At 70.4% G+C, this 24908-nt stretch carries 26 protein-coding genes; 8 read left to right on the top strand and 18 right to left on the bottom strand.

The genetic code is table 11. From position 1 onward, the window contains the following. Positions 1–62: 62 nt before the first annotated feature. Positions 63–551 carry a MaoC family dehydratase gene (locus tag H504_RS0100640; RefSeq protein ID WP_026421182.1) on the top strand — a complete coding sequence of 163 codons (489 nt, stop codon included), beginning with the start codon at positions 63–65 and terminating at the stop codon, positions 549–551. Here H504_RS0100640 and H504_RS0100635 read toward each other — a convergent pair. From H504_RS0100635 to H504_RS43515, 7 genes are read right to left on the bottom strand one after another with little or no spacing between them, the layout of a single operon-like run. After that, positions 545–1483, bottom strand: coding sequence for an ornithine cyclodeaminase family protein (locus H504_RS0100635; RefSeq protein WP_026421181.1), 939 nt, complete (start codon positions 1481–1483; stop codon positions 545–547). The genes H504_RS0100640 and H504_RS0100635 overlap by 7 nt on opposite strands. Further along, positions 1480–2490: a 4-hydroxy-2-oxovalerate aldolase gene (dmpG, locus tag H504_RS0100630; RefSeq protein ID WP_026421180.1), complete on the bottom strand. Its 1011-nt coding sequence runs from the start codon at positions 2488–2490 to the stop codon at positions 1480–1482. The genes H504_RS0100635 and dmpG overlap by 4 nt, the downstream gene beginning before the upstream one ends. Beyond that, a complete protein-coding gene (locus H504_RS0100625) occupies positions 2487–3404 on the bottom strand; it encodes an acetaldehyde dehydrogenase (acetylating) (protein ID WP_051385367.1) in 918 nt (305 codons plus the stop codon). Before H504_RS0100625 ends, dmpG begins: the two co-directional genes overlap by 4 nt. Next, positions 3401–4270 carry an HpcH/HpaI aldolase/citrate lyase family protein gene (locus H504_RS0100620; RefSeq protein WP_026421178.1) on the bottom strand — a complete coding sequence of 290 codons (870 nt, stop codon included), beginning with the start codon at positions 4268–4270 and terminating at the stop codon, positions 3401–3403. Before H504_RS0100620 ends, H504_RS0100625 begins: the two co-directional genes overlap by 4 nt. Beyond that, positions 4270–5505 (bottom strand): 8-amino-7-oxononanoate synthase family protein, encoded by a 1236-nt coding sequence (locus H504_RS0100615; protein WP_026421177.1) that lies wholly within the window; start codon positions 5503–5505, stop codon positions 4270–4272. The genes H504_RS0100620 and H504_RS0100615 overlap by 1 nt, the downstream gene beginning before the upstream one ends. Beyond that, entirely contained in the window at positions 5502–6344 is an 843-nt protein-coding gene (locus H504_RS0100610) for a cupin-like domain-containing protein (RefSeq protein WP_211239222.1), read from the bottom strand. Before H504_RS0100610 ends, H504_RS0100615 begins: the two co-directional genes overlap by 4 nt. Positions 6345–6352: 8 nt before the next feature. After that, positions 6353–7480: an MFS transporter gene (locus H504_RS43515; protein ID WP_211239221.1), complete on the bottom strand. Its 1128-nt coding sequence runs from the start codon at positions 7478–7480 to the stop codon at positions 6353–6355. A gap of 470 nt (positions 7481–7950) precedes the next feature. Between H504_RS43515 and H504_RS0100600 the strand changes: the two genes are divergently transcribed. After that, positions 7951–9021 carry an ABC transporter substrate-binding protein gene (locus H504_RS0100600; protein ID WP_026421174.1) on the top strand — a complete coding sequence of 357 codons (1071 nt, stop codon included), beginning with the start codon at positions 7951–7953 and terminating at the stop codon, positions 9019–9021. A gap of 6 nt (positions 9022–9027) precedes the next feature. Here H504_RS0100600 and H504_RS0100595 read toward each other — a convergent pair whose 3' ends face one another. The 3 genes from H504_RS0100595 to H504_RS0100585 form a co-directional block, all read right to left on the bottom strand. Then, the gene (locus H504_RS0100595; protein WP_026421173.1) at positions 9028–9423 is read right to left on the bottom strand and encodes a RidA family protein; all 396 of its coding nucleotides are present in this window, start codon (positions 9421–9423) and stop codon (positions 9028–9030) included. Positions 9424–9431: 8 nt separating this feature from the next. Next, on the bottom strand, positions 9432–10316 hold the full coding sequence (locus H504_RS0100590) for a glutaminase (RefSeq protein WP_035302883.1): 885 nt from the start codon (positions 10314–10316) through the stop codon (positions 9432–9434). A gap of 605 nt (positions 10317–10921) precedes the next feature. Next, a complete protein-coding gene (locus tag H504_RS0100585; protein ID WP_035302881.1) occupies positions 10922–11692 on the bottom strand; it encodes a helix-turn-helix domain-containing protein in 771 nt (256 codons plus the stop codon). A 301-nt stretch (positions 11693–11993) separates the two neighbouring features. On the opposite strand from H504_RS0100585, the gene H504_RS40720 reads away from it, so the two are divergent. The 3 genes from H504_RS40720 to H504_RS38220 all read left to right on the top strand — a co-directional run bounded on the left by H504_RS40720 (position 11994) and on the right by H504_RS38220 (position 16622). Next, complete coding sequence (locus H504_RS40720; protein ID WP_157440128.1) at positions 11994–12461, top strand: hypothetical protein; 468 nt, start codon at positions 11994–11996, stop codon at positions 12459–12461. After that, positions 12449–12859, top strand: a complete 411-nt coding sequence (locus tag H504_RS0100575) for a hypothetical protein (RefSeq protein ID WP_026421170.1) — start codon at positions 12449–12451, stop codon at positions 12857–12859. The genes H504_RS40720 and H504_RS0100575 overlap by 13 nt, the downstream gene beginning before the upstream one ends. 721 nt (positions 12860–13580) lie before the next feature. After that, on the top strand, positions 13581–16622 hold the full coding sequence (locus H504_RS38220) for a protein kinase domain-containing protein (RefSeq protein WP_157440127.1): 3042 nt from the start codon (positions 13581–13583) through the stop codon (positions 16620–16622). Between the two features lie 24 nt (positions 16623–16646). Here H504_RS38220 and H504_RS0100565 read toward each other — a convergent pair whose 3' ends face one another. From H504_RS0100565 to H504_RS0100530, 8 genes are all read right to left on the bottom strand, one after another. Beyond that, a complete protein-coding gene (locus H504_RS0100565; protein ID WP_026421168.1) occupies positions 16647–17363 on the bottom strand; it encodes an alpha/beta fold hydrolase in 717 nt (238 codons plus the stop codon). 85 nt (positions 17364–17448) lie between these two features. Then, positions 17449–18399, bottom strand: coding sequence for an ETX/MTX2 family pore-forming toxin (locus H504_RS0100560; protein ID WP_026421167.1), 951 nt, complete (start codon positions 18397–18399; stop codon positions 17449–17451). 183 nt (positions 18400–18582) lie between these two features. After that, positions 18583–19101: a flavin reductase family protein gene (locus H504_RS0100555; RefSeq protein ID WP_051385346.1), complete on the bottom strand. Its 519-nt coding sequence runs from the start codon at positions 19099–19101 to the stop codon at positions 18583–18585. A 463-nt stretch (positions 19102–19564) separates the two neighbouring features. After that, positions 19565–19855 carry a transposase family protein gene (locus H504_RS43510; protein ID WP_281173576.1) on the bottom strand — a complete coding sequence of 97 codons (291 nt, stop codon included), beginning with the start codon at positions 19853–19855 and terminating at the stop codon, positions 19565–19567. Positions 19856–20008: 153 nt separating this feature from the next. Next, on the bottom strand, positions 20009–20206 hold the full coding sequence (locus H504_RS0100545; RefSeq protein ID WP_342668745.1) for a ferredoxin: 198 nt from the start codon (positions 20204–20206) through the stop codon (positions 20009–20011). Positions 20207–20355: 149 nt separating this feature from the next. Next, on the bottom strand, positions 20356–20541 hold the full coding sequence (locus H504_RS43935; RefSeq protein ID WP_211239220.1) for a cytochrome P450: 186 nt from the start codon (positions 20539–20541) through the stop codon (positions 20356–20358). 578 nt (positions 20542–21119) lie between these two features. Next, entirely contained in the window at positions 21120–21275 is a 156-nt protein-coding gene (locus tag H504_RS40715; RefSeq protein ID WP_157440125.1) for a hypothetical protein, read from the bottom strand. Positions 21276–21350: 75 nt separating this feature from the next. Further along, positions 21351–22337, bottom strand: a complete 987-nt coding sequence (locus H504_RS0100530; RefSeq protein ID WP_026421162.1) for a ketopantoate reductase family protein — start codon at positions 22335–22337, stop codon at positions 21351–21353. 148 nt (positions 22338–22485) lie between these two features. On the opposite strand from H504_RS0100530, the gene H504_RS0100525 reads away from it, so the two are divergent. The 3 genes from H504_RS0100525 (at position 22486) to H504_RS0100515 (ending at position 24908) form a co-directional block, all read left to right on the top strand. Beyond that, the gene (locus H504_RS0100525; protein WP_026421161.1) at positions 22486–22944 is read left to right on the top strand and encodes a hypothetical protein; all 459 of its coding nucleotides are present in this window, start codon (positions 22486–22488) and stop codon (positions 22942–22944) included. Positions 22945–23058: 114 nt separating this feature from the next. Further along, positions 23059–23523, top strand: a complete 465-nt coding sequence (locus tag H504_RS0100520; RefSeq protein WP_026421160.1) for a hypothetical protein — start codon at positions 23059–23061, stop codon at positions 23521–23523. After that, complete coding sequence (locus H504_RS0100515; RefSeq protein WP_026421159.1) at positions 23520–24908, top strand: ferredoxin reductase family protein; 1389 nt, start codon at positions 23520–23522, stop codon at positions 24906–24908. Before H504_RS0100520 ends, H504_RS0100515 begins: the two co-directional genes overlap by 4 nt.

Here is a 24908-nt window from a genome sequence, read left to right as displayed (position 1 = left end):
TGTCTGCTCAGGACTTTCCAGGAGCTGGTACGGTCGCCGCCGACGACCAGGGAGGGCGGAAGATGACGCTGCGCAAGGTGGGGGACAACGAGTTCGTCGAGGAACACGGCGGCGACTACGAGGACTTCGAGCCGGGCATGGTGATCCGGCACTGGCCCGGCCGCACCATCACCGAGGCGGACAACACGTGGCTGACCCTGCTCACCATGAACCAGCACCCGCTGCACTTCGACCGGGCCTACGGCGCGGCCGCCGAGTACGGGCAGGTCCTGGTCAACAGCGGCATCACCCTGTGCCTGGTCGGCGGGATGACCGTGCAGGCGCTGTCCGCGCGGGCGGTGGCCAACCTGGGCTGGGACCGGGTTCGGCTCAAGGACCCGGTGTTCGTCGGCGACACCCTCTACGCCACCAGCCGGGTCCTGGCCAAGCGGCTGTCGAACTCGCGGCCGGGCAACGGGATCATCACGGTGGAGACCACCGGCACCAAGTCCACCGGCGAGACGGTGATCACCTTCGAGCGGTCCTTCCTGGTGCGCTGCCGCGATCACTGATCGACCAGGGCTGCCGCGGCCGCGGTGTCCTCGATGGCCATGCCGACGCCGCGGAACACCGTGGTGCGGCCGTCCGGCTCGAACCCGCCGACCAGGGCGCCGAGCTCGGTGAGGTCGGCCACCTTGATCCGGCCGTCGGCCAGCGCGATCCGTATCTCGCCCGCGTCCTCCACGGCGACCTCGCGGTCCTCCACGACCACGAACGCCGCCGCCAGCAGTGTCGGGTCGAGCTCCACGGCCTGCTCGTTGGTCCCACCGATGACGTTGACGTGCGCGCCCGGGGTGACCCAGTCGGCCTCCACCAACGGCATCCGGCCGTTCGTCGAGGTCGCGGTGCACACGATCGCCGCGTCGGCGACAGCGGCCTTGGCGGTGGGGCAGACGGTGACCTCGTGGCCGAACTCGTCGCGCACCCACTCGCCGAAGGCGGCGGCGCTCGCGGCGGTCCGCGAGTAGACCCGGACGGACCGGATCGGCCGCACCGCCGACACCGCGCGCACCAGCGCCCGCGCCTGCACACCCGCCCCGATCAGGGCCAGTTCGGACGCGTCTTCCGGCGCGCACAACCGGGTCGCGAGCCCGGCGACGGCCCCGGTGCGCACGGCGGTCAGCTCGGCGCCGTCGAGCAACGCGGTGATCTCCCCGGTCTGCAGATCCGTCAGCACGACCACCCCGTGGATCAGCGGCAGCCCGCGCCCGGGGTTGTCCGGCGTCAAGGTGGTGATCTTGACGCTGCCCACCCCGCGCCGCTCCCACACCGCCGTCCCGGCCAGCAACTGGCACTCCTCGCCGTGCTCGACGACGGTGCGCGACGGCGACCGGGTGCGCCCGGCGGCCAGGTCGGCGAACACCTCGGCCAGCGCGTCGACCACCCGCACCAACCGCTCCGGCCCCGCCATCTCAGCCGCGCCGATGAACCGCGTGGTCGTCACCCTGTCGCCCTTTCCGCGGTCATGTCCGCGATCACGTCCACGATGAGGTCTTCCTGGCCCGCGATCGCCTGGCGCCTGCCGAGCTCGAAGAACACGTCGCGCGGGTCGACGTCGGCGCGGGTGGCGGCGTCGAGCACCTGGTGCTTGAAACCGGAGAAGACACCCGCGAGGCCGCTGACGATGCTGACCGTGCCGGTGGTCGGTGGCGCGGGCATCAATTCGCGTTCGGCGAACTCGGCGGCGTCGAGCAACGCGTAGAGGTCGATGCCGGTGCCGAACCCGGTCCGTTCCAACACCGGCACCAGCACCTCCAGTTGCGTGTTGCCCGCCCCGGCGCCGAAGCCGCGGGCGCAGCCGTCGATGACGGTGGCCCCGGCCTCGGCGGCGGCCACCGAGTTCGCCACGGCCATGCCCAGGTTGTTGTGCCCGTGGAAGATCACCGGGACGTCCACGGCCGCGTGGATCGCCCCGATCCGCGCGGTGACGTCGCGGGGCAGGAAGTGCCCGGCGGAGTCCATGATCCCCACGGCCCTCGCACCGTAGCCGACGGCGGTGGCCGCGTGTTCGGCCAACTGGGTGGGGGTGGCCATGTGGCTCATCATCAGCACGCAGTGCCCGTCGGCGCCTTCCTCGGCGAGGAACCCGAGGTGCCGCTCGGCCAGCGAGGGCTCTGTGCAGTGCACACCGACGCGGATCACGTCGGCGCCGTGCGCGACGGCTTTGCGCAGGTCGGCGGACGTTCCCCAACCGGGGAGCAGGAACACGCCCATCCGACTGTGCCGCAACGCTTCCCGCACGGTCGAGAGCATCAGGTCGTCGCTGACCGCGGCCCGCCCGACCTGCAACGACGACGCGCCAAGGCCGTTGCCGTGGCCGACCTCGACGACCGGGATGCCGGCCGCGTCGGCCGCCTCGGCATAACCGCGCAGGGCGGTCACACCGAGTTGGTGGCGGACGGCGTGCTGGCCGTCGCGCAGGGTCGGGTCGTGGATGACGATCTCGGTCATGGCTTGCTCCGGTGCGCGGCGAGCCGGGCGGCGTGCTGTTCGGCGACCAGCACGGCGGCCGAGTTGATGATGTCCAGGTTGCCCGCGTAGTGCGGCAGGACGTCGCTGTCGGCGGTGACCTCGATGGACACCACGACCCGGTCGGCGGTCACCGCGCAGGCGGTGATCCGGTAGCCGGGGGCGAACCCGCGCATCCGCTCGGCGGCGGCGTCCACCACGGCCCGCACCCGGGTCGGGTCGGCGTCGGCGATGACGGCGTGCACGGCCGAGCGGAACGTCGCGGGCGGCACCGCGGGGCTGATGTTGAGGATGGCCTTGGTGTCGGCAACCCCGGTGAACGTGGTGAGCGCGTGCTGCGTGGTGGCCACGTACTCGTCGAGGTTGAGCCGGGTCGCCCGCCCGGCGATGGTGCTGGCCACGGTCGAGACGACCTCGAGGTAGTCCACGGTGAACGCCCCGGCCAGCGCGTGCGCGACCGGGGTCGCGGCTTGGCCACCGCAACTGATCATGCTGACGTCGCGGTCGGTGGGCGCGTGCGTGCCGGTGATGGTCGGCACCACCATCTGCCCGGTCTTGGCCGGGGTCAGGTCGACCAGCAGCGTCGGGGTGTGCGCCAACAGCCGCCAGTGCTCGCGGTGCGCGGCGGCGCTGGTGGCGTCGAACAGCACGTCGAACGGGCGCGGCTCGGCGAGCACGGCGTCGATCCCGGCGGCGCTGGTGCGGTAGCCCAGGGCGCGGGCGTGCGCGAGACCGGCGGAGTCGGGGTTGCGGCCGACGACCAGGCCGCAGCGCAGCGCGGGGGAGCGGTGGACCTTGCTGACCAGGTCCTGCCCGATCGCCCCGGTCCCGATCACGGCGACGGTCACCCCGGCGCCGGTGTGCTGGTGCACGGCGGGTTCCTCGATGATGGTCATGCGGTGGCTCCGTTCCCGACCCGCCCGAACCGGGCGGTCCACGCGTCGCCCAGGGCGACGGTGGTGCGGGCCATCCGCGCGAACGGCGGCCCGACCATGTTCCCGTCCAGCACGGCGATACCGCCGTCAGCGGCGGCGACGGCGTCGGTGACCCGGCGGGCCTGCCGCACGTGTTCGGGGTTGGGGCGCAGCGCGGCGTTGATCGTGTCCAGCTCGCTCGGGTGGACGGCGGCCTTGCCGTGGAACCCCAACTCGCGCACCCGCTCGATCTCCTCGGCCAGCACCCCGGGCTCGCCCAGCCGGAAGTTCGCGGTGTCGACGCAGGCGGTGCCGTGGTGCGCGCACGCGAGGGCCATCGCCTGCCGGGCGGCGAGCATCCCGGCCCAGGTGATCTCCACGCCGAGGGTGGCGGCCAGGTCCGCCGAGCCGAGGACGAGCCCGTCGGCGGCCGCTGCGACCGCGTCCAGCTCGGCGATCGCGGCGACGGTCTCCACGGTTACGTAGACCTGCGGGTGCGCGCCCGCCTCGGCCAGCGTCGCGCGCAGCAGCCGCACTTCGACCGCCGACTCGACCATCGTCATCACCACGAACCCGGGCTTGACCGGCGAGTCGGCCAGCAGCGCCAGGTCGTGCACGGCGGCCAGCGTGCCGAGCTGGTTGACCCGCACCCCGGTGTTCTCCGGGTGCGGCGCCTTCTCCAGGGCCGCCCGGCACACCGCCCGTGCCGCGGGTTTGTCCGGCGGCGGGACGCCGTCCTCCAGGTCGATCAGGTGCACGTCGGCGTCGTAGGACCACGCCTTGACCACCCGGTCCAGCGAGAGGGCCGGGGTGTAGAGGATGCTGCGCGGGATCGCTCTGGCCGTCATCACGCCACCTGGGGTCGCGCGGCGCCGACCTCGGCCAGGACCGCGCCGAGCCGTCGGATCTGGTCCTCGGTCTGCCCTGCGCGCAGCATGACCCGCAGGCCCGCGGTGCCGCGCGCGACGATGGGGAAGAAGACGGGGGAGACGTAGAACCCGGCCTCGTAGACCCGGCGGCCGGCGTCGATGACGGTGTCGTCGGCCATCGGCACGATCCGGATCGGGTAGCTGGTGGCCGACTGCTCGGTGTCGACCAGCGAGTCGAACAGCGCGACGTTGGCGTTGAGCTTGCCCTGCAGGGTCGCGAGTTCGGCGCTGCGGTGGATTTCGGCGGACGCCAGCGAGGCGCCGACGGCGGCGGTGTTCATCGGCTGCGAGTAGCACAGGGCACCGGCGAACCGCTCGATCACCCGGTGCGCGTGCTTGTCGTAGCCGTTGAGCAGGACCGCCGCGCCACTGGTGCCGAACGCCTTGTTCAGCGTGGCGACGGTGATGGTGCGCTCGTCGAGGATGGGGGCGTTGGCGCGGATGTAGCCCATGCCGCGCTCGCCGTAGGCCGACACCGAGTGCGAGTCGTCGTAGTAGACCAGCAGGTTGTACTTGTCCTGCAGCACCGCCAGTTCCTTGACCGGCGCGTACCCGCCGAGGCTGTCGGCGCCATCGACGACATAACAGACACGTTCGTAGGCGCGGCACTGGTCTTCGAGCCAGTCGATGTCGTGGTGCGGGGCGGTGACGACCTCGGTCTCGTCCGCGCACGCCGGCTTGGCCCCGGCCATGGAGACGTGGCAGTTCTTGTCGAACGCCATCAGCGGGCGGGTTCCGTCGCCGAGGTGACCGGAGGCGATCAGCGGCAGCAGCCCGGCGCTGGCCACCCCGGCGGAGATCGCGGTGATCACGTCGGCCGACCACAGCTCACCCAGCGACGCCTCCAACTCCAGCAGCGCCGGGATCTGCACGCGGCTGCGCGGGATGCAGTGGTCGAGCACCCCGAACCGGCGCAATGCGGTCACCGCGCCCTCGATGACGTCCGGGTGGGAGTCCAGGTCGAGGTAGGAGCAGCAGGTGAAGTTGACGAACTCGTGCCCGTCGGCGGTTCGCAGTACACCGCCGGCCAACTCGGCCACGATCCCGGCGACACCCTCGCGTTCGGACCTGTCCCAGAACGCGTTGCCGACCCCGACCGCCTTGTCGTTGTCGCGGTAGCGGTGGGTAGGGGTGATCGTCTTGCGCCCGCTCATGAGTTGGCCTCGGCCGGTTGGTAGTTGTAGACGCCCTTGAGCTTGCGGAACGCCGCGGTGTAAAGGGCGACGCCCAGGACGTACGGCCTGCGGAAAATCTTGGGGTCCTTGAGCCAGAAGTTCATGTTGATGTTCATCTCCGCCAGCGACTCCGCCTGGTGCCACCAGCCCAGCGGCAGGTACAGCATCTGCCCCGGCTCCAGGACCAGCTCGCGGCGTTCCGCGAGCTTGGCGACCAGCCTCGGGAACCGCTTGGCATCGACGTTGTCGAAGTCGAACGCCTGGGACTTGTCGCCGAACCCGTGCCGCACCGACCGCGGGTAGTACTCCCGGAACCCGGGCGGGGCGAGCACGAACCGCTTGCGGCCCTCCAACGCGATGTTGAAGTTCTCCAACTCGTCGAAGTGGCTCTGGGTGAACACGCCCCGGTGGCTGATCCACAGGTTCGCCGCGTTGAGCGAGCGCCGGTAGTCGAACAACGACTCGGCGTCGAACCCGAGGATCGCGTTCACGTCACCGGGGTTGTCGCGGATGTTGGACACGATCCGGTTCCAGGTGCCCGGGTCGGTCAGGTACCGCTCGTCGGCGAAGAACTCGCTGAGCGGGATGTCCCTGGTCGTCCACCGCTGGGAGTTCTGCTTGTCGCTCGGCTCGGTGAACAGCGTGACCCGCATGTCGCCCAGCCGCTCGGCCACCCCGGCCCGGCCGAGGCCCCGCACGCTCTCCGGCAGGGTGATGACGACCGGCACGTCGGCGCGGATCAGCGCCTCCCGCCCGAACGCCACGAACTCGTCGAACTCCATCCGGGGGACCGGCAGGCCCCCGAGCCCTGTGCTCACTGCATCCCTCACTGTTCAGCCACCACTTCCGGTTCGAGAGCGGACTGCCCCGCCACCGCCAACACGAGTGCGACCAGACCGCCGCCCACCGCCGCCACCGCCGCGGCCGCGAACCCACCCGTGTCGGCGAGCCGTCCCCCCACCCCCGTGCCCAGCGCGATGCCCAGCGCCCCCGCGCTCGACAACCAGGAGAACCCCTCCGACAGCGAACCCTTGGGCGCCAACGCCTCCAGCAGGGTGCTGCCCGCGATCAACCCCGGTGCGATCGCCACCCCGGCGACCACCGCCAAACCGGCCATGACGGGGGAGGAACCCGCGAACGCCAGCGGCAGCGCGCCCGCCGTCAGCACGGCGGTGGTCAGCGCCAGCAGCCGACGGGGGGTGAGTGTCCAGTCGACCGCGCCGAACACCGCCCCGGCGACCAGGCTGCCGACCGCGGTGAGCGACAGGAACACCCCCGCCAGCGCCGGGTTGCCGTGCTCGCGGGCGAAGCCGATCATCGTCACGTCCACCGCGCCCAGCAGGAACCCCATGCCCGCGTAGGCCACCACCAGCACCCGTACGCCGGTCACCGCGATCGCCTTTCGCGGCGCGGCCTCGGGTCTTTTCGCCGCGGGCTCCGAGCGGCCGTGCAGGGCCACCGCGACCGAGCCCGTCGCCGTCAACACCGCGCAGACGATGAGCCCGGCCGCCGGGTGCACGCCGGTGACCAGCACCGTCACCAGCAACGGGCCCACCAGGAAGATCGTCTCGTCCAGGACCGACTCCAGCGCGTACGCCGTGCGCACCAGCCCCGGCTCCACGAACGCCGCCCACCGCGCCCGCATGAACGACGTGAACGACACCGACGCGCACCCCGTCGCCACCGCCGCGACCACCTGCACGAGGATCGGCGCCCGCCCCACGATCGCCACCAACAGGCCGGTCAACGCCACCACGTGCGCCGCGCCCGCGCTGAGCAGCACCCGCCGCTGCGACACCCGGTCGGCCCAGCGCCCCAGCACCGGGCTGGCCACCCCCTGCGCCACCAGCATCGCCGCCGCCACCGCGCCCGCCCCACCCAGCGACCCGCTCACCGCCGCCACCAGCAGCAGGCACCCCACCGACCGCATCGCGATCGGGAACCGCCCCACCATCCCCCAAAAGCCCAACGCCGCCGCCCCCGGCACCCGCAACAACCGCGGATACGCCGCGAACCCGGATTTAGCCCCGGCAGCCCCTGTCGACACAATGCTCCCGTCGCAAGAAAATCGACTGTTGGCGAAAAACCCCGGTGATCAGAAAACCCAACCCGGGCCCGGTCAACCGAACCCCAGGTCAAGGCGGCGACTGGCCATGTTAGGTCCGCCATCCCCGAGTGTCAATTCCCCCGAACGCGGCCAGAATTACCCCCAAACGGCCCATTGGGTGTCAACTTTCCCAGTGTTCCCACTCGCGGATTTCCCGCCGCCATTTCGGTGTCCCATGCTCATTCCCTTTCCCGCTCGCCCGGAGTTCATCGCACCGAGCGTGACCCCCGTTAGGGGGATGGCCCACATCACACCCCTGGTGACCTGGGTGGGTCGCGGCACGAACGACCCGGCTCGCACCTGGGTAACCTGGCCGCGTGGCCGACTTCGAGAGCCCAACGCCCGGCGCGCCCGTGCGGGTCGGGGCGCTGGCTCCGCTGACCAGGCCCGGTTGGGCTGCCGCGGGTAGGCACCTGCTCGGCGGGCTTGAGCTGGCCGTGGACGAAGTCAACGAGGCAGGCGGGATCGCTGGGCGGCCGCTGGAGCTCGTGGTTCGGGACACCGCCGCCGACCCGCGCCGGGCCGAGGCGGCGGTGGACGAGCTTGCCGGTATGGGGGTGGCCGCGGTGGTGGGGGAGTACCACAGCGTCGTCGCTCGCGCGGCCGCTCGCACGGCTGACGCGCTGAGTTTGCCGTTCTTGTGTTCGTCAGCCGTTCTTGACGCGCTCACAGAACGGCCGACGGAATGGGTCGCGCGGTTGTCTCCACCGCAGTCTCGCGGTTGGCGGTTCTACGCGGATTTCTTGCTCGACGCCGGGCACCGGCGTATCGCGGTGGCGGCTCAGTCGAGCGTGTATTGGGCTTCTGGGACTCACATCCTGAAAGACCATTTCACCGCACGCGGCGGCAACACCATCGAACTCGACGACCTCGACCCGGACGCCGTGTGTGACGCGCTGCTCGACAGTCGCGCGACCGCTCTCCTGCTGTTGGTCGGATACCCGGATCCGGCGGTGGCGATCGTCCAGCGGGTTCGCGGCGACCTCCGGTTGTCCGAGGTCCTCATCGGTGCCCCGGCCGGGCAACCGGAGTTCGCCGCGTGGGCGTCCGCGTTGGGTGATGCCGGCGCCGGAATCCCTTTCCTGCGTTACCTTCCCGAGCGCCTTGGTCCACTCGGGACACAAGTGGGGCTGACCCTCCGAGCGCGGCTGGGCGAGGCGCCGTCATTTGTCGCGTTTGAGGGGTATGACACGATCGCGACTCTCGCCGAGATGCTGCGTTCACAGTGGACGGACTGGTCGCGTGTCTCGGTGGAAGGTACCCGCGGCCAGATCCGGTTCTCCCGCGTCCCAGGGATCAGTGTATGGCAGTGGACCCAGCCGCCAATCCAGGTCGTTGATCGCGATCCGGCCGACCCCGGTCGATTCCGGGTCCTCCGCGACGGCTGAAGCCCACTACACCGCAGGAAGTTCGGCGACGGCCTCGATCTCGACGCGGAAGCGGGGATCCACCAGGGCCACGACCTGCACGAGCGAACTCGCAGGCGGCGCCGAGGTGTCCACGAACTCGTCGCGCACCGTGCGGATCACCGGGACATCAGCGGTGTCGATCACGAAGTAGGTCAACTTCGCGACGTCCCGCATGGCCGCCCCCAGCGCGGCGAGGGCGGTCTCGATGTTGCGGAACACCTGCCGGGTCTGGGTTTCTGTGTCGTTCCCCACTAGGGCGCCCGCGTCGTCCAACGGAACCTGCCCGGAGACGAACGCAAGGCGCCCGCTCACCTCGACGACGTGACTGTAGCCATTGGGCCGGGGGAGACCGCTCGGGTTGCTGTGCTGCACGGTCACCATTGTGCCCGCTAGAACACCGAGTACCCAGTCAACGCGCTGAAGATCTCCAACGCGGCAACTGCGGCGACCGAGTTGCCGCACCGGTCCAGCCCAGGACTCCACACGCACACCACGCAGCGATTCGGCACCACAGCGAGAACCCCGCCACCGATCCCGCTCTTGGCGGGCAACCCCACCCGATACGCGAACTCGCCCGCACCGTCATACATCCCGCAGACCAACATCGTCGCATTGAGCCGACGCGCGTCAGACGCCGACAACACCTGCGTCGCCCGCCCCCGCCCCGTGCGCGCCAGGAACAACCCCGCGAGGGCCAAGTCGCGACAGGACATCGCGATGGCGCAACTGTGCACGTAGTTCCGCAACACGTCGGTCACCGGGTTGTGCAGGTTGCCATAACCCGCGATCAGATGCGCCAACGCCGCGTTGCGGTGCCCAGTCTCCAATTCGGACTCCGCCACGCTCAGGTCGACCGCGACCTCGGCCCCCGACTCAGCCGCCAGAAACCCCCGCAACGCCGCCGCCGCGTCCCCAGTCGTGCTGAGCAGTTGGTCGGTCGTCACCAACGCCCCCGCGTTGAGAAACGGATTGCGCGGCCGCCCCTCGTCCAACTCCAACTGGCTCAACGAGTTGAACGCCAACGTCGACGGCTCACGCCCAACCCGGTCCCGCATGTCCCCGGCCAACGCCAACGTGAACAACTTCGACAGGCTCTGCACCGAGAACGGCTCATCCCAGTCACCCACCCCCACCACATCCCCATCGGCGGTCGCGACCGCCATACCGAACCGGTTCAGCGGAACCCTGGCCAGCGCCGGAATCGACACCGCCTGCTTCCCCTGCCCCACCACCGACCGCACACCCGCGGCAACCTGCTCCAAGACTCCCTGCACGGCGCCCAAGCATCCCCGACCGCGCCCACCGGGCAAAGGACCGCTTTTTGACAGAATTGAGCCGGACCATGGTCCTGAAAGGCGCCCGACCGGTCCGGTCGCCGCCCTGCCTGCGGGTGTGCGGACACTGTGGTGGCCAAGATGCCGTACGGGCTGAGAGTGAAATCCCGTCGGGAGAGATCGGGGTGGTGGACCGAGCGTTGATCCATGACCTTCCACTCAGAGACTCCGAGTGGCCCGGTGTCGGAGTTGAGATTCTGGCGGTATGCGGCGGATATACCAGCGGCGGGCACCTTCGGCTGAGCACTCGCGAGTCGGATGTCGACCTTGCGATGGCCAAGGCGAGAATGTCGAAGCCCCACCTGCCACCGAGGGCACGCCGGGGCCCGCGTCGAACGCGACGCGCTGATTGGTCCCGTCCACTGAGGAACTCACGCCTGCGCGGGTGACCGCCCCCGGGGACCAGAAGTGATCGATGCGGTGAGTTGGGCCGGTGAGTTGGGCCACGGTGACCGCGCCTGGTGCGTGGTCGACGCAGGCGGAGTTGTTGGCAGCGCGGACCAGCACGCTGGCTTTTGGACACGCCGACCCCGAAATGCGCCCGACTACGGGTTGGATCTGGTGGCCATGGTGGTCAGCAGGGTGGCGGTGGGGGCGTCGGCGGGGAGGAAGGCTTCGAGGCGGAGTTCGGCGACGGTGACGTCGTGGGGGGTGGCGAAGTGGGTGAGGGTGGTGAGCAGGTGGAGTTCGCCTGCGGGGGTGCGCAGGCATAGTGGGGTGGCGAAGCCGAGGTGGGTTGGGGGGACGTGCGGGGTGGGGGTGTAGGTGGTGAGTTCGGCGATGAGGGCATCCAGTGCCGGGTCGGGGGTGCGGGCCGCCTGGGTGCGGAGGGCGTCGAGGACGTGGTGGGCCCATTCGTCGAGGTTGGTGATGTGGGGGGCCAGGCCGGTGGGGTGGAGGAGGAGGCGGGGAATGTTGACGGGGGGTGTAACGAGGGTGGGGGAGACGTCGGCGGTGAGGGTGTGGAAGGCGGTGTTGGCGGAGACCAGGGTGCCGTGGCGGTCGACGACGATGGCCGGGTACGGGTTGTGGGCCTGGAGCACCTGTTCGACGGCGGCGCGGATGGGGGTCAGAAGGGTGTCGTCCCAGGGGGTTTCCGGGTAGGCAGGGGCGTAGCCCGAGGCCAGCAGCAAGGCGTTGCGCTCGCGCAGGGGAACGTCGAGGGACTCGGCGAGACGGATGATCATGGCGCGGCCGGGGCTGGAGCGGCCGCTCTCGATGAAGCTGATGTGGCGTTGGGTCGTTCCGGCGCGCAGGGCCAGGTCGATCTGGCTCACCTTGCGCCGCAGCCGCCAGGTGCGCAGGTCGTCGGACACGGGTCCTGTGTAGCCGATGCGGCGCGGCTCGCTATTCCCCGTCGGGAATTGCCGAGCGGCACCGGAGGTGGGGCACTTCGCGACGCGGTGCGAGCCGAGGTGGAGTCCGCCCGACGGTAGACACATCCTGCAACCGCCCGCCCCGGATCCCCGAACGCCGGTTCACCGCCGCCGGGATCCGTTTCGCGGCCACAGCGGCAGGCTCACCGAGACCACCCCCGACGGCCACCGGGAGCACGGCTCCGGTCAGCAGGGCCGGCGAGAGCAACCCAGACGCTTCGCCGCCAAGGATGGTTCATTGATGGCGCACCGTTCCGTGCGGCACGGGACCGTGCTCTGGGTCGCGGTGGACCGAATACCCGGCCGGGCTATTTCAGCCTGGCCTTCGTGGTCAACGAGCAGGCCGCGGGCACCATCACCGAGGCGGCGTACATCGGCACGTCCGACACCTCGACCCTTCGATGAAGGGCCGCGCGGCCTGCTGAAAACAAAGATCAAGAACGGCGACCACGAAATAGTCCTGTTCGACCTGCACGCGGCCGCCGACCCGGCCGGGTTCAACGTGCCCCTCCTGTTCACCAAGGCCCGCGCGGCGGTGACGGGCGGGCAGGCCTGGTTCATCTGCCACGGCGTGACCAAACACTGTCCACTGTGGAGTGGTGGTCGTGCGCACCGCGTGGCTATTCCCTGGCGGGAATTGCCGAGTGGCGTGGAGTCCCGGCACGGTTGCGGCGCACAACGAGCCGAGGAGGAGTCGTGCCTGACCTGATCGAGTTGGCCGATCGCTACGTTGCGGTGTGGAACGAGCCGGACGCGGATGCCCGCCGGACCGCTGTCGTCCGATTGTGGGCAACGGACGGCAGGCACATCCTGCAGCCTCCGCGTGAGGTGGTGAAGGCCGCTGACGACCTGGGCCTGACAGCCGCTTTCGAGGCCCGCGGCCACGTGGAGTTGGAGCGCCGGGTGCGGCTGGCCTATGACGAGTTCGTCGCGCCGGGCCAGTTCTCCTTCCGCCGTCGCGACGATGTGGCGGGGTTGCGGGACGCGGTGAAGTTCACCTGGGAAATGGTCGCCACCGACGGCGAGATCGCCGGGGTCGGCACCGAGTTCCTGATCATCGACGCCGAGGGGCGGATCGTGGCGGACTACCAGTTCATCGAGGGCTGAGCCGGTGTCCTCCGGCTACCTTCCGCCGCCGAACATCCGGGAGGACCTAGTGGGTCTTGGCAAACACGCCGAGCAGCTCGTGGCGAGTTATCCACAACCACCACGGTCGTCCACAGCTCCATCAGGCTCCTATACCCTGCCGGGCGGTGCCGGTAGACTGGACCAGGGACGCCCCCCGGGACTGGGTGGGGGCTGGGCTGGGTGGGGGCTGGACGGTAGGAGTCAGGAGTCCGGATGGGCGCGGTTCGTGGACCGGACAGTCTGCTGGTCTAGGGCTTACCCGGCTCGCTGGCCGTTCTGTCTGTCCTGGCTGCGACCATCCGCCGGGTCAGTCTCGGCGCCCTCCGCCGCCCCGGTACTCCTCGCGCACGGTTTCGCCGCCCTTGACCGTCTGGCGCGCAGCCGGTTGATCGTCGGGTCTCGGCTCCGCCGCTGGAAACGGGACGACAACCCGCCGTCGTGGGCGTCTCGCCAGGCTGACCGAGGCCATCACCCACGAAGGTTGCCACGGCGCACACCCGGTCTGGCTCGCGGGCACCGGCATCTGCCCACATCGTCCTCCGCGTCGCCGACGCCGATCCCGGCGGGGCTTGGCTGCGATCGGCGAACGTTACGGGGGTGATGGGTTTTCGCACCGCGAAGGCGGTTCTCCCGGTTGATGGGTAACTGATCACCCGCGTTCGACGATCAGGGGGTGAACGTTGGACGAGGAGGACGCCGGGTGGGGTTGTCGAGGGCGCCGGGGGATCGGGTGCGGGTGGTGCGGGCCGTCGCCGTGGTGGTGGTGGGGGTCGGCGTCACGGTGTTGGGGTTTTTCATGGCGCGGCAGAGCCTGGAGCAGTCCGACCGGTGGGCGAGTGTGCTCGGCTTGTTCGTCAACGTGGCCGGGTTGGTGGTGGCCGGGGTCGGCGTGTGGGCAGGCTGGCCGCGGCCGGGGCCGAAGGTGGGCGACCTGGCCGGTCGGCTCGGGGTCGCTCCGCTGTTGGCCGACGACCCGCGGCAGATCGGGCGGTTCGCGCTGGTCGGGCGGTTGGGGGAGGGGACGACCGGGATCGTCTACCTCGGGGTCGGCAACGACGGCGCGTTCGCCGCGGTGAAGGTGATGCGACCGGAGGTGGCGCGCGAGTCGTCGTTCCGCGAGCGGTTCAAACGCGAGATCCGGGACATCCAGCGGGTCGAGTCCGAGCAGGACGAGCACTTCCCCAGCCTGCTCGGTTCGGGTGCCGACGCGCAGAAGCCGTGGTTGGCCACGACCTACCTGCCCGCGTCGCCGCTCAACGAGGTGATCGGGGTCGGTGGTCCGTGGCGGCTGCCCGCGGTGGGGTGGTTCGCGCACGGCATGGCTCGCGCGGTGGCGGCGATGGCGCGCAGCGGGATCACCCACCGCGACCTCAAACCGTCCAACGTGCTGCTCGACGACGGCGGACCCCGGTTGATCGACTTCGGCATCGCCAAGTCGCCGGACGACAGCAGCCTGACCAGGGCCGGTGACCTGCTCGGCACGATGGCGTTCATGGCGCCCGAGCAGTTCCGCGGCGAGTCGTCGGCGGCGACCGACGTGTTCGGGCTTGGCGCGCTGCTGGTGTACACCGCGACCGGGAAGCCGCCGTTCGGCACCGGTCAGCTCCAGGAGGTCATGCACCGCATCATCTACGAGGAGCCCGACCTCGGCCCGCTCGCCGACACCGACGACCCCCTCGTCGACCTGATCCGGCGTTGCCTGGCCAAGGAACCGGCCGAGCGGCCGACCCCGGACGAGATCGTGCGGGACTGCGCCCGGTACGCGGGGGACGCGCCCACCCCGGTGCTCCCGGCCGAGCTCCGCGCCCAGGTCTCCCGCCGCCGCGACGTCATCGCCTCGACGAAGCAATCGGTGGAGAACACGGGTCGGTCGCTGCGCGGACTGGCTGCCCGGCGCAAGCTGCTCGCCGGGATGACCGCCGTCGCCGTGCTGGTCGTCGTGGGTGTCGTGTGGCTGCCGAACTCGTCCTCCGACCGCCGGTCACCCGCGTTGGCGACGTGCTCGGGCCCGGCGGACACGACCCTGCTGGTGGCTTCGTCCCAGGAGAAGATCGTGACGATGCGGCAGGTGGCGCAGGACTACGGCGTGCGGTCCGCCGCGGGCCACTGCGTGCGCGTCGCGGTGGTCGAGGGGAACTCGGGGACGATCACCGACCGGCTCGGCGAGGGGTGGACCGACGAGGACGGTCCGCGGCCCGACGTGTGGAGCCCGGCGTCGTCGGTGTGGTTGACCATGGCGCTCGACCGGGCCAAGGACACCCCGGCCGCCGCCGTGCTGCCCGCGACCGGTCGGGGCGCCATCGTGACCTCACCGCTGGTCATCGCGGTGCCGCGGCCGATGGCCGAGCGCCTGGACCAGTCCGGCCAGGCCGACATCGGGTGGCACAAGATCGCCGAGTTGGCCGCGGGTCCCGGGTGGAGCGCCTACGGCCACCCGGAGTGGGGGCCGTTCCTGCTCGGCAAGACGAACCCGGCCTACTCCAGTTCCGGGCTGACCGCCACGTTCGCGACGTTCTCCGCGTTCGGTCGCCACGACGGCAACGTCGGCCTCCTGGCGCAGGACATCGACGACAGCACGGTCCAGGCCAACGTCCGCACGATCGAGCAGTCCATCACGCACTACGGCCAGACGACCCTGGACTTCCTGGCCAACCTGCGCCGAGCGGACGCCGCGGGCACGGCGCTGACCTACGTCTCCGCGCTCAGCCTCGACGAGAGCTCGATGCTGGCGTACAACGCGGGCTACGCCAACGGCACCGCCAACACCGGCCCCGGGACCGAGCAGGGCGGTCCGGGACCCCGACCGACCACCACACTCGTCGCCCGCTACCCGAACGAGGGCACCCTCGTCTTCGACCACCCCTACATCGAGCTCGACCGGGGCGGCATGAGCGCGGCCAAGCAGGCCGTGTCCGACGACTTCTTCGGCTACCTGCGCACCGGGACCGAGCAGGCCAAGTTCCAGGCACTGGGCTTCCGCGACTTCACCGGCGACTCCGGTCCGCTGGCCACCCCGGACAGCGGCGTGCGGCCGCTGGGTGACATCCACACCATCGACGCCCCGTCCGGCCCCGTGCTGGCGAAGGTCATCGACACCTGGAAGAAGCTGCGCAAACCCGCCACCGTGCTGATCCTGGTCGACGTCTCGTTCTCGATGGGCGAGGACTTCGCGGGCAAGGACCTGACCGGCCGGTGCCCCGACGTCGGCGCCGAGACGTGCCCCAGCAAGATGGGCGTGGTCAAGAAGTTCCGCGGCAAGATCGTCGACGGCTTCACCGACCGCGACCGGGTGGGCCTCTGGTCGTTCTCGTCCACGCGAACACCGGTGGTGCCGGTGGCACCGGTCGACGAGGACCAGCGGACCAAGCTGAACAAGGAGATCAACGGGCTGATCCCGGGGGACGGCACGAACCTGTTCGACACCGTCCAGGACGCCGTCGCCACCGTTCGCGCCGTACCCAAATCCGCCACGGACAAGACGATCGACGCGGTCGTGGTGATCTCCGACGGGAAGAACAACCCGCCGCCGGGCGGCGGCACCGACCTGTCGGCACTGGTCGAACGGATCAGCCCGGGGACGGACCCGGTGCGGGTGTTCACCATCGCTTACGGCAACGACGACACCGGGATCACCGACCTCACCACCATCTCCAACACCACGAACGCCGCCACGTTCCAGGTGAAGGGCGCGACCGGCACCGTGGGCCCCGACCTCGTGGCCGCCATCGTCTCCAACTTCTGAGGCGGCCCCGCAATCGGACTGACCTCAGCGCTGAGTGGCGGTGACCGCGGTCCGGATCAGGTCGGCGACGGCGCCCGGCTGGGACAGGGCGATGGAGTGGGAGGCGTCGACCTCGATGGTCGAGGCGCCCGCGCGGTGGGCCATGTGGCGTTCGGCGTCCGGGGGGATCGCCTTGTCGGCGGTGGCGACCACGGCCCAGGACGGGAGGGTCTTCCAGGCGGCGGCCGCCGCTCGGTCCTCGAAGATCGCCGCGAACGGTCGTTGGCTGACGGCGGCGACCGCGATGACGTCGGCGGGCAGGTCGGCGGCGAACGCCTCCTGGTAGTGCTCGGGGGCGATGGTCAACTCGACCGCCGTCCCCCCGTCGGGGGTCGGGTAGTGCCGTGGCCGGACGGCGCCCAGGAGCGGGGTCTCGCCGAACTGGGCGAAGATCTCAGCGAACGACTCACCCTCGTCGAGCGCGAAAGCGGCGACGTACACCAGGCCGACGGCGTTGGGGGTGGCGGCTCCCGCGACGGAGATCACGGCCCCGCCGTAGGAGTGTCCGACCAACAGCACCGGGCCGTCGACCTGGTTGACGTAACTGGCGACGTACTCGGCGTCGTGCGCCAACCCGCGCAACGGGTTCGGTGGCGCCAAGACCGGGATGTCGTGTGCCTGCAACTCCTTGATGACCGGAACCCAGAACGACGCGTCCGCGAAACCGCCGTGGACGAGGACGACGGTGGGGGATTCGCTCATGGCCAACTCTCTCGACGGGGAGTGCGACGCGCCCAACCTAGACAGCGTCCCCGCGCGCCCGCATCCGGCAACCGGCCGAATCCGATCACACCGTCAACGAGTGGTCCGGTCGGCTCACCGGGGCCTGGCGCAGGATCGGGGTCGCCTGGCGGAAGCGGGACTGGCCGGGCTGGTGGTGCGGGTCGAACGGGCCGGGCGCCACGTCGACCTCGGTGCCGGAGTAGAAGCCGACGGCGTAGTCGTGCTGGATGGTGGTGACCCAGGGCAGACCCGCTTTCCACAGGACCCAACTCGGGTCGAGGCCGCGGTAGCCGTGGCCGCCGTACCAGTCGTTGTTGATGGCCATGATGGTGCCGCTGAGGCTGGCCTGGTAGGTGACCCGGAAGTGGGCGCTGCCCAGGGTGGAGAACAGGTACGCGGTCTCGGTCGAGTGCGGCGGGACGTCGCTGTCGGCGCCCGCGTTGACGCCGACCTCGATGGTCTGGCTGTGCGTGGTGCTGTCCGACCAGTTGCTCTCGAAGCTGAAGGACTGCTCGCCGCTGATGTCCCCGAAGCCCTCGATGCCCACGCTCACGCCGATCGTGCTGGTGCTGGTGAAACTGCCGCCCTGCGTCTGGGTGCGGCTGACCGTCTCGCTCTTGTTCACCGCGAGGCCCGCCGAGTAGTGCACCGGGTGGTCGGCCTCGTTGTCCCACTGCACGTGGTAGGCGATCACCGGCTCGGCGTCGATGCCGAGGTACTCCGCCTTGGTGGACTGCAACGTCATGGTGACCGGCTGCCACCCGAACACGTTGTAGGCGTCGTCGTAGCGGTGGTCCCCGGGGTTCGGGTGCGGCGTGGTCGGGCTGTGCAGGAACCACTCGTCGGGGTTCTCCCCGATCGCCGCCCCGCACGCCGCCTGGATCCGGCCCCAGTCACCGAAGCCGAACGCGGCCGCCTCGTCGGTGGTGATGGTGTGCACCAAGGTGCCCCAGGCGTTGGCCGAGCAGCCACTCGGATCGACACTGGCGGTCAGCTTCACATTGAGATCGGACATCTCGACTCCACTCCGCTTGTCTGGGACAGAGCCGATGGGGACCAGGATTCGCCGTTCGACCGGTCCATCGAGCCGACCGGTCGGCCCGTTTCCGCCCCCTCGCCGATTCATCCAATGGTGGGCGAGTCGGTCACGCAGCGGGTTGCCCGTGGCCGTTGACCTCCACAAAGGACACTTCCGCGCTCACGCCTGCCTGCGCAGCCCAAAACCGCTGCGGTGAAAGACCAGCGGCAGCAGATCCTCCACATGCGCCACCGCATGCAGCCGAAGCAACACGATGGTGTGATCACCCGCCTCGACATGCCGGTCGATGGTGGTGTCGAACCACGCAACCCCATCGGCAAGGGTCACCGCCCCCCGCGGATCAGTCGCGGTCGCCAACCCAGCGAACCGGGTCTCGGCCGGTCCCGCAAGCTGCCGAGCGACCACGTCATGATGCTGCGCCAGCACAGTCACCCCAATATGATCGGCCCGCCGCAACACCGGCCACGTCTTCGACGTGGCCGCGATCGAAAACGACACCAGCGGCGGCTCCAGCGACACCGACGTGAACGAACTCGCCGCCAAACCAACGATCCGATCGTCAACCAGGGCAGCCACCGCAACCACACCACTGGGAAAAACGCCAAACGCGGCGCGCAACCTACCGGGATCCAGCCCCAGCTCAACAAGCGGTCGCGGCGATTCGGGAAGACAGGTCATCGCGCAGTCCTTCCAACTCCGGCTCCCCCCACCATGACCCCCGCCACCCCACCACGTCCAACTGTCTTTCACGATCACTACCCATGAGCAAGCGTGATGAGTTGGGTTACAAGACCAGCACCCCCCGCGCCCCACACCCACACCCACCCCGCGCGCCTCGAACCCACCGCGACCATCCAGCACCGCGCGCCTCGAAAGCCGCCGATCCCAACCGCCCGTTGTGGTGGAGTTGTTTTGTTTGGGGGGAGCGGTGGCCTAAGCCGGCTGGCGGGTAAGGCCACGCTTTCCAGTGGCCCCGCCTTTTTGCCTTACCCAGGCCACCGCTAGGGGCCCCAAACAAAACAACTTCACCACAACGGGCACTACCGTTTTAATCTGGCGCCCAAGCGCCGGCGTCGCCGAAGGCGACCAGGCCGACCCCCGAGGCGCAGCCGAGGCCCAGAGACCCCTCACACCAAGAGGGTTATTCAGCGGTGCGGCGGTCGTCGAGATCGTCGGCCGTCGGAACGCCCCGTGTGAGGACCTGAGCCAGGATCGGGGTCACCGCCGAGACCGCACGGCTGATCATCGACTGCGACACGCCGTACGCCTCGGCCAACTCCGCCTGCAACCGGTTCCGGCGTAGGTAAGCCAAGGTCACCACCACCGACCGGAACAACCCCAGGATCGGCGGCCACCCACCGCCCCCGGCACGATGGATCAGAACGCACGATTCCTCGACACGGTCTCGGGTGAGACCGGTGGTATGACACATGTCAGGCGGTCCGATTGGTGAATGTTGGCGTGGTAACCACATTCTCTCAATCGGACCGCCCCCTCGTTGGGCAGGTCAACACCCAATCCCCATCAACCCACCCGAATAAGCCTCCAAGACCAACCGCCAACAAAGCCCAAATAGCGCAGCGGGTCAGCCGAGCCGAGTCGCCAGGCTGGGGCACAGGTCGAGGGCGTCAAGCACACCGTCCGACTCAGGAACCTCAGCACGCAGCAGCACGACTGTGCCGTCCTCAGACTGGTCGAACACCTCAGGCGCGCTCCGCACGCAGTGGCCCGCCCCGACGCATCGGCTGGGGTCGGCGGTCAGTGACATCCGCTCAGCGGGCATGCGGGTCTCCCGGCGGCAGCGGAGTTCCGGACAGGACCTGCCCGAGGATCGCCAACCACCCGATCACCCCGCCCGGCGCGCCAGCAGGACAGGGCCGAGGTTCGTACTCCGGGTGCCACACCGGCACCGGACGGCCCGGTCCGCTCGGTTCACCAGGCGACTGGCAGCCGGTGCACGCCCTGCACCGACCCACCCGGCTTCACCGGAAGGTCGGTGACCGGTTCGGCCAAGGCCAGGGTGGGGAAGCGGCCCAGCAGCCCGCGCAGCGCGACCTCCAACTCGGCGCGGGCCAGGTTCTGCCCGAGGCACTGGTGGATGCCGTAGCCGAACGCCACGTGGGTGCGCGCGTCCCGGCCGACGTCGAGGCTGTCCGGTTCGCCGCCACGGCGGGCAGGTACACCCCGTCACCGGTGTGGATGCCGACCCCGGCGATGTCGATGTCCTCGGCCACGATCCGCTCGATCTCCGGCCGCAACCGGTCGGCCTGTGGCAGCGTGAACGACGGGATGAGCATCCGCCGGTGCCGGGTGTGCACCGGCGGGTCCATCCCCACCAGCGGGATCAGCTTCGCCGCCGCCATCCTGGGCACCAGCACCGGGAAGTCCGACCGCAGCCGGTCCGACGAGAGCCGCGTGTCCACCAGCAGTTCCCGCGCCAACGCGTGGTCGGTCACCGCCCACACCGCCCGCCCGTCACCCAACCGGACCCGGCTGATCGGGCCGTCCGCCCGCAACCCGGCGCACCCCGACGGCGGGTGGTGGGGACACCCCCTGGTCATCGGGAACGACGGCAACTCGGACGACAGTTCGACGGTCATGGCTCCTCCACCCCGGCCCGGTTCGGAGGCAGACCGTAGAGCGCGGGCCCCAAGAGATCCCGAAGCCCGACTGTCCTCAGTGGAGCGTTCGCCGGGTCAGGACGGCTTGCCCGAGCCCTGGATCCCGTTGGTCAGGTACACCCCGTCCGCCTGCACGGTGTTGCCGTGCGTGGTCACCACGGCCGCCGGGCTCCACGTGCACACCAGCAGCAGGGCCACTACCCAGGCCGCCGGGTTCTTACGCTGTTTCACGGTGCCAACTCCCTTCGCACAGCCGCGATTGTCCTCCCGCGCGCCCGGACCTCGACAGCGCCGAACAGCCCAGTGTCACGGGTGCGCGGCGACCAACCGGGTGAGGTCGTCAACGGTCAGCGTGCCCGGGGCGCGACCCAGGCGGGCGGACTCGTTCGCGGCGCGGGTGAGGGCGTCGTTGACGGGAGTGGGGACGCCGTGCAGGCGGCCGAGGAGGGTGATCTCGCCGTTGAGGTAGTCGGCCTCGATGGTGCCGGTATGGCGGGTCAGGCTCTGCCAGGACGAGCTGTACTTGTGGTCCACGCCGTCAATCGGGGCGACCCGGACGTTGCCCCCGCGCGCGGTGACGAACTCCTCGTCGGTGACGCAGGAGATGCCCGCGGCGGTAAAGACCGCCCATGCCTCGGCGCGCGCCCTCGCGCGCAAGTCGGGAGCGTCGGTGCCGGTGACGGCGTCGATGGCGTTGGCGAGGTTGTTGAGCAGCTTCGCGTACTTCCACCGCATCACGTCGGCGACAACCGGGGCGAGCAGACCGGACTTCTCCATGTCCGCCGCGATCTGCTCGACGACACTGTCGGTGCCGGTGGGGTAGCGGCCGAGGGTGAGCTGACCGGTGTAAGGGTCACCGGGGGCGATGACCTCACCGGGACGTAGATGCGTCGAGGGCAGGATCACGCACATCCCATAGACGTTGCGAAACCGCCGTAGTGCCATGCGCTCGTTCGCGACCCCGTTCTGGGCACAGACAACAGGCAGCCGCTCCCCGGCGGTCACCCCACCGACCGGCCGCGCCGCCCACACGTCAAGCGCGGCGATCGTGTCCTGCGATTTCACCGCCAGGATCAGCGCGTCGTCCACCCGCAGGTCCACCTCGTCCGGCCGCTCAGCCACCGCGACCGGCAGCCTCAGACGCTCGCGCGGAGTGACCAGCGTCAGCCCACCAGCGCGCAACGCGGCGCCGTGAGCACCCCGGGCAACAAGAACCACCTCATGCCCACCGGCGTACAACCTCCCCCCGATCGAACTCCCCACCGCACCCGCGCCGACGACCACGTACCGCATCCGACCTCCCGCAACTCGCCACGCCGACCCTATCGAACCGCCACCTCCGCTCAGCGGACGCACAGCGACCCCACAGCGCTCTCTTCGATGCCGGCCCGCGTCCACGCCGAAGGTGGGGGCACAGGCAGCGAGCAAAGGGAGCGACACAGTGGACAACCAGCCCGTGGACAACCAGCCCGAGAACACCCAGCCGGAGACCAACCAGACCGAGGCGGCCGCTGAGCAGGCGGTCACCCCGCCGCCGTACGTGGCGCAGGCGCCGGTGGCCCAGCCGCCGAAGAAGACCCGCCGCCCGCTCAACCGGGCCGTGGTCGCCGCGATCGCCGCCGGACTGGTGGTGCTCGGCGGTGCCGGTGGGTTCGCCATCGGGCTCGGCGTGGGCGACGGCGGCCACGGGCACGGCCGTCCCGGCGTCAGCCAGACGGGGTCGGCGCCCAACGGCGAGCAGGGTCCCGGCGTGGGCAACCAGGGCCAGAACCAGCAGGACCAGCAGCAGGGGCAGAGCCGCATCCCGCGGCAGCGGGACGGCAAGCAGCAGGGCACCGACCAGAACGACGAGCAGGACAACCGCGGCACCCGGCAGGACCAGGGCAGGCAGCAGGGCTGAACCACACCCGACGTCGTCGGGGTCCGTCCGCCCGCACAGCCAACCCACAGCTTCCTCCCCACTGGATCTCAGCCGCCCCGCTGATTCTGGTGACAACGAGCGGAAGGACATGCCGTGCAGGAACACAACGACATGCAGGGACACAGCGAGCAGCCCCAGCAGGCCCCGAGCGGGTCGCGGTGGGAGCCGTCCACCGAGGACACCACCACCACCACCACCGGGTCCCAGCCGACCCCGAACCCCACTCCAGTCCCACCCGTCCCACCGGCCGCGGTGGTCCCGCCGAAGCCGCGACGACAGGTCGGGCGGACTGTGGCCGCCGGGGTCGCGGCCGGGTTGTTGATCGTCGGCGGCGCTGGTGGTTTCGCCCTCGGCCGGGTCACCTCGGACACCCCCGGTGCCACCTCCACCGGCGGCCCCGGGTTCGGCGGCCGTACGCAATCCGGCGGTGACGGTGGCTTCGGCGGCCAGGGCTTCCCCGGCGGCGGCCCCGGCCAGCAGGGCGGCCACAACGACCAAAACAGCCAGGGCGGTGACCAGCAGGACGGCGGTCAGCCGGACGGGTACACGGGCACGTGACCGCCGTCGCCGAACCCGCGCGGGTGCGGGTCGCGCCGCCCGACGCCCGCGCCCGCTTCGACACCGGGGTGCGCACGGCCGCGGTCGTCGGCCTGTGGGCGAGCCTGGTGCTGGTCGCCTACTGGTGGGCCGCCGGTGGCGGTTTGCAGGCGTTGACCGGCTGGACGACCGGGCTCACCTCCACCGGCAGGCTCACCGGCCTGCTCGCCTCGGACCTGCTCTTGGTCCAGGTGCTGCTGATGGCCCGCATCCCGCTGCTCGAACGCGCCTACGGTCAGGACCGGCTCGCCCGCGTCCACCGGCTGGTCGGGTTCACCTCGTTCAACCTGATGTTGGCGCACATCGTCCTGATCACCTGGGGGTACGCCGCCGGTGACCTGGTCCGCACCCCGGCCACGTTCTGGGAGTTGACCACCGACTACCCGGGCATGCTGCTCGCCCTCGCGGGCACGGTCTGCCTGGTGCTGACCGTGGTCACCAGCATCAAGGCCGCGCGGCGCCGCATCCGCTACGAGTCGTGGCACCTGCTGCACCTCTACGCGTACCTCGGTGTGGGGCTCGCCCTGCCCCATCAGCTGTGGACGGGCCAGGACTTCCTGTCCTCGACGGCGGCCACGGTGTTCTGGTGGACGTTGTGGGCGGCCTCGATCGGCGCCGTGCTCGTGTGGCGGGTCGGCGGCCCGGTGGCCCGCAATCTGCGGCACCGGCTGCGGGTCACCTCGGTCGTGCCGGAGGCGGACGGCGTGTTCTCGGTCTACCTCACCGGGCGCCGCCTGGACCTGCTGCCGGTGGAGGCGGGCCAGTTCCTCGGTTGGCGCTTCCTCAACAGGCAGGGCTGGACGCGTGGCAACCCGTACTCCCTATCGGCCGCACCCGACGGTAAGAGCCTGCGGATCACGGTTAAAGCCTTGGGCGACAACAGCGCGAAGACCCCGTCGCTACGCCTGGGCACCCCAGTGTTCTTCGAGGGACCCTACGGCAGGCTCACCGCCCGCGCGCGTACCCGCCGCAAGGTCGCGTTGATCGGCGCGGGTGTCGGCATCACACCGCTGCGGGCACTCGCGGAGGGCATGACCTACGCGCCCGGTGACGCCGTCGTGCTGCACCGGTTCACCGAGCAGCCGCTGTTCGAGCGCGAGTTCGATGTCCTGGCCCGTGAACGCGGACTGGACCTGGTGTGGTTGCCGGGGCACCGCCGCCACGACGGGTCGTGGCTGGGCACCGCCGTGCGCGGGTCGGAGGACCTGGCCGCGTGGGTGCCCGACATCGCCGACCGCGACGTCTACGTCTGCGGCCCGGCCCCCTGGACGGCCGCGGTGACGGCGCGGGCGCTGGCCGCCGGTGTCCCCGCCGAGCGGCTGCACGTCGAGAACTTCGAGTGGTGA

The organism is Actinokineospora inagensis DSM 44258, assembly GCF_000482865.1.
Classification (GTDB): domain Bacteria; phylum Actinomycetota; class Actinomycetes; order Mycobacteriales; family Pseudonocardiaceae; genus Actinokineospora; species Actinokineospora inagensis.
Note: the sequence above shows the minus strand (reverse complement) of the source record. Positions and strands in the feature narration are given on the sequence as shown.

Bases quoted from the DNA above. Each gene is read 5' to 3' on its own strand.
- H504_RS0100640 (WP_026421182.1), top strand. From the start codon at position 63: ATGACGCTGCGCAAGGTGGGGGACAACGAGTTCGTCGAGGAACACGGC.
- dmpG (WP_026421180.1), bottom strand. From the start codon at position 2,490: ATGACCGAGATCGTCATCCACGACCCGACCCTGCGCGACGGCCAGCAC.
- H504_RS0100625 (WP_051385367.1), bottom strand. From the start codon at position 3,404: ATGACCATCATCGAGGAACCCGCCGTGCACCAGCACACCGGCGCCGGG.
- H504_RS0100620 (WP_026421178.1), bottom strand. From the start codon at position 4,270: ATGACGGCCAGAGCGATCCCGCGCAGCATCCTCTACACCCCGGCCCTC.
- H504_RS0100615 (WP_026421177.1), bottom strand. From the start codon at position 5,505: ATGAGCGGGCGCAAGACGATCACCCCTACCCACCGCTACCGCGACAAC.
- H504_RS43515 (WP_211239221.1), bottom strand. From the start codon at position 7,480: ATGGTGGGGCGGTTCCCGATCGCGATGCGGTCGGTGGGGTGCCTGCTG.
- H504_RS0100595 (WP_026421173.1), bottom strand. From the start codon at position 9,423: ATGGTGACCGTGCAGCACAGCAACCCGAGCGGTCTCCCCCGGCCCAAT.
- H504_RS40720 (WP_157440128.1), top strand. From the start codon at position 11,994: ATGGCGCACCGTTCCGTGCGGCACGGGACCGTGCTCTGGGTCGCGGTG.
- H504_RS0100565 (WP_026421168.1), bottom strand. From the start codon at position 17,363: ATGAGCGAATCCCCCACCGTCGTCCTCGTCCACGGCGGTTTCGCGGAC.
- H504_RS0100560 (WP_026421167.1), bottom strand. From the start codon at position 18,399: ATGTCCGATCTCAATGTGAAGCTGACCGCCAGTGTCGATCCGAGTGGC.
- H504_RS0100555 (WP_051385346.1), bottom strand. From the start codon at position 19,101: ATGACCTGTCTTCCCGAATCGCCGCGACCGCTTGTTGAGCTGGGGCTG.
- H504_RS43510 (WP_281173576.1), bottom strand. From the start codon at position 19,855: ATGTGTCATACCACCGGTCTCACCCGAGACCGTGTCGAGGAATCGTGC.
- H504_RS0100545 (WP_342668745.1), bottom strand. From the start codon at position 20,206: ATGCCCGCTGAGCGGATGTCACTGACCGCCGACCCCAGCCGATGCGTC.
- H504_RS0100530 (WP_026421162.1), bottom strand. From the start codon at position 22,337: ATGCGGTACGTGGTCGTCGGCGCGGGTGCGGTGGGGAGTTCGATCGGG.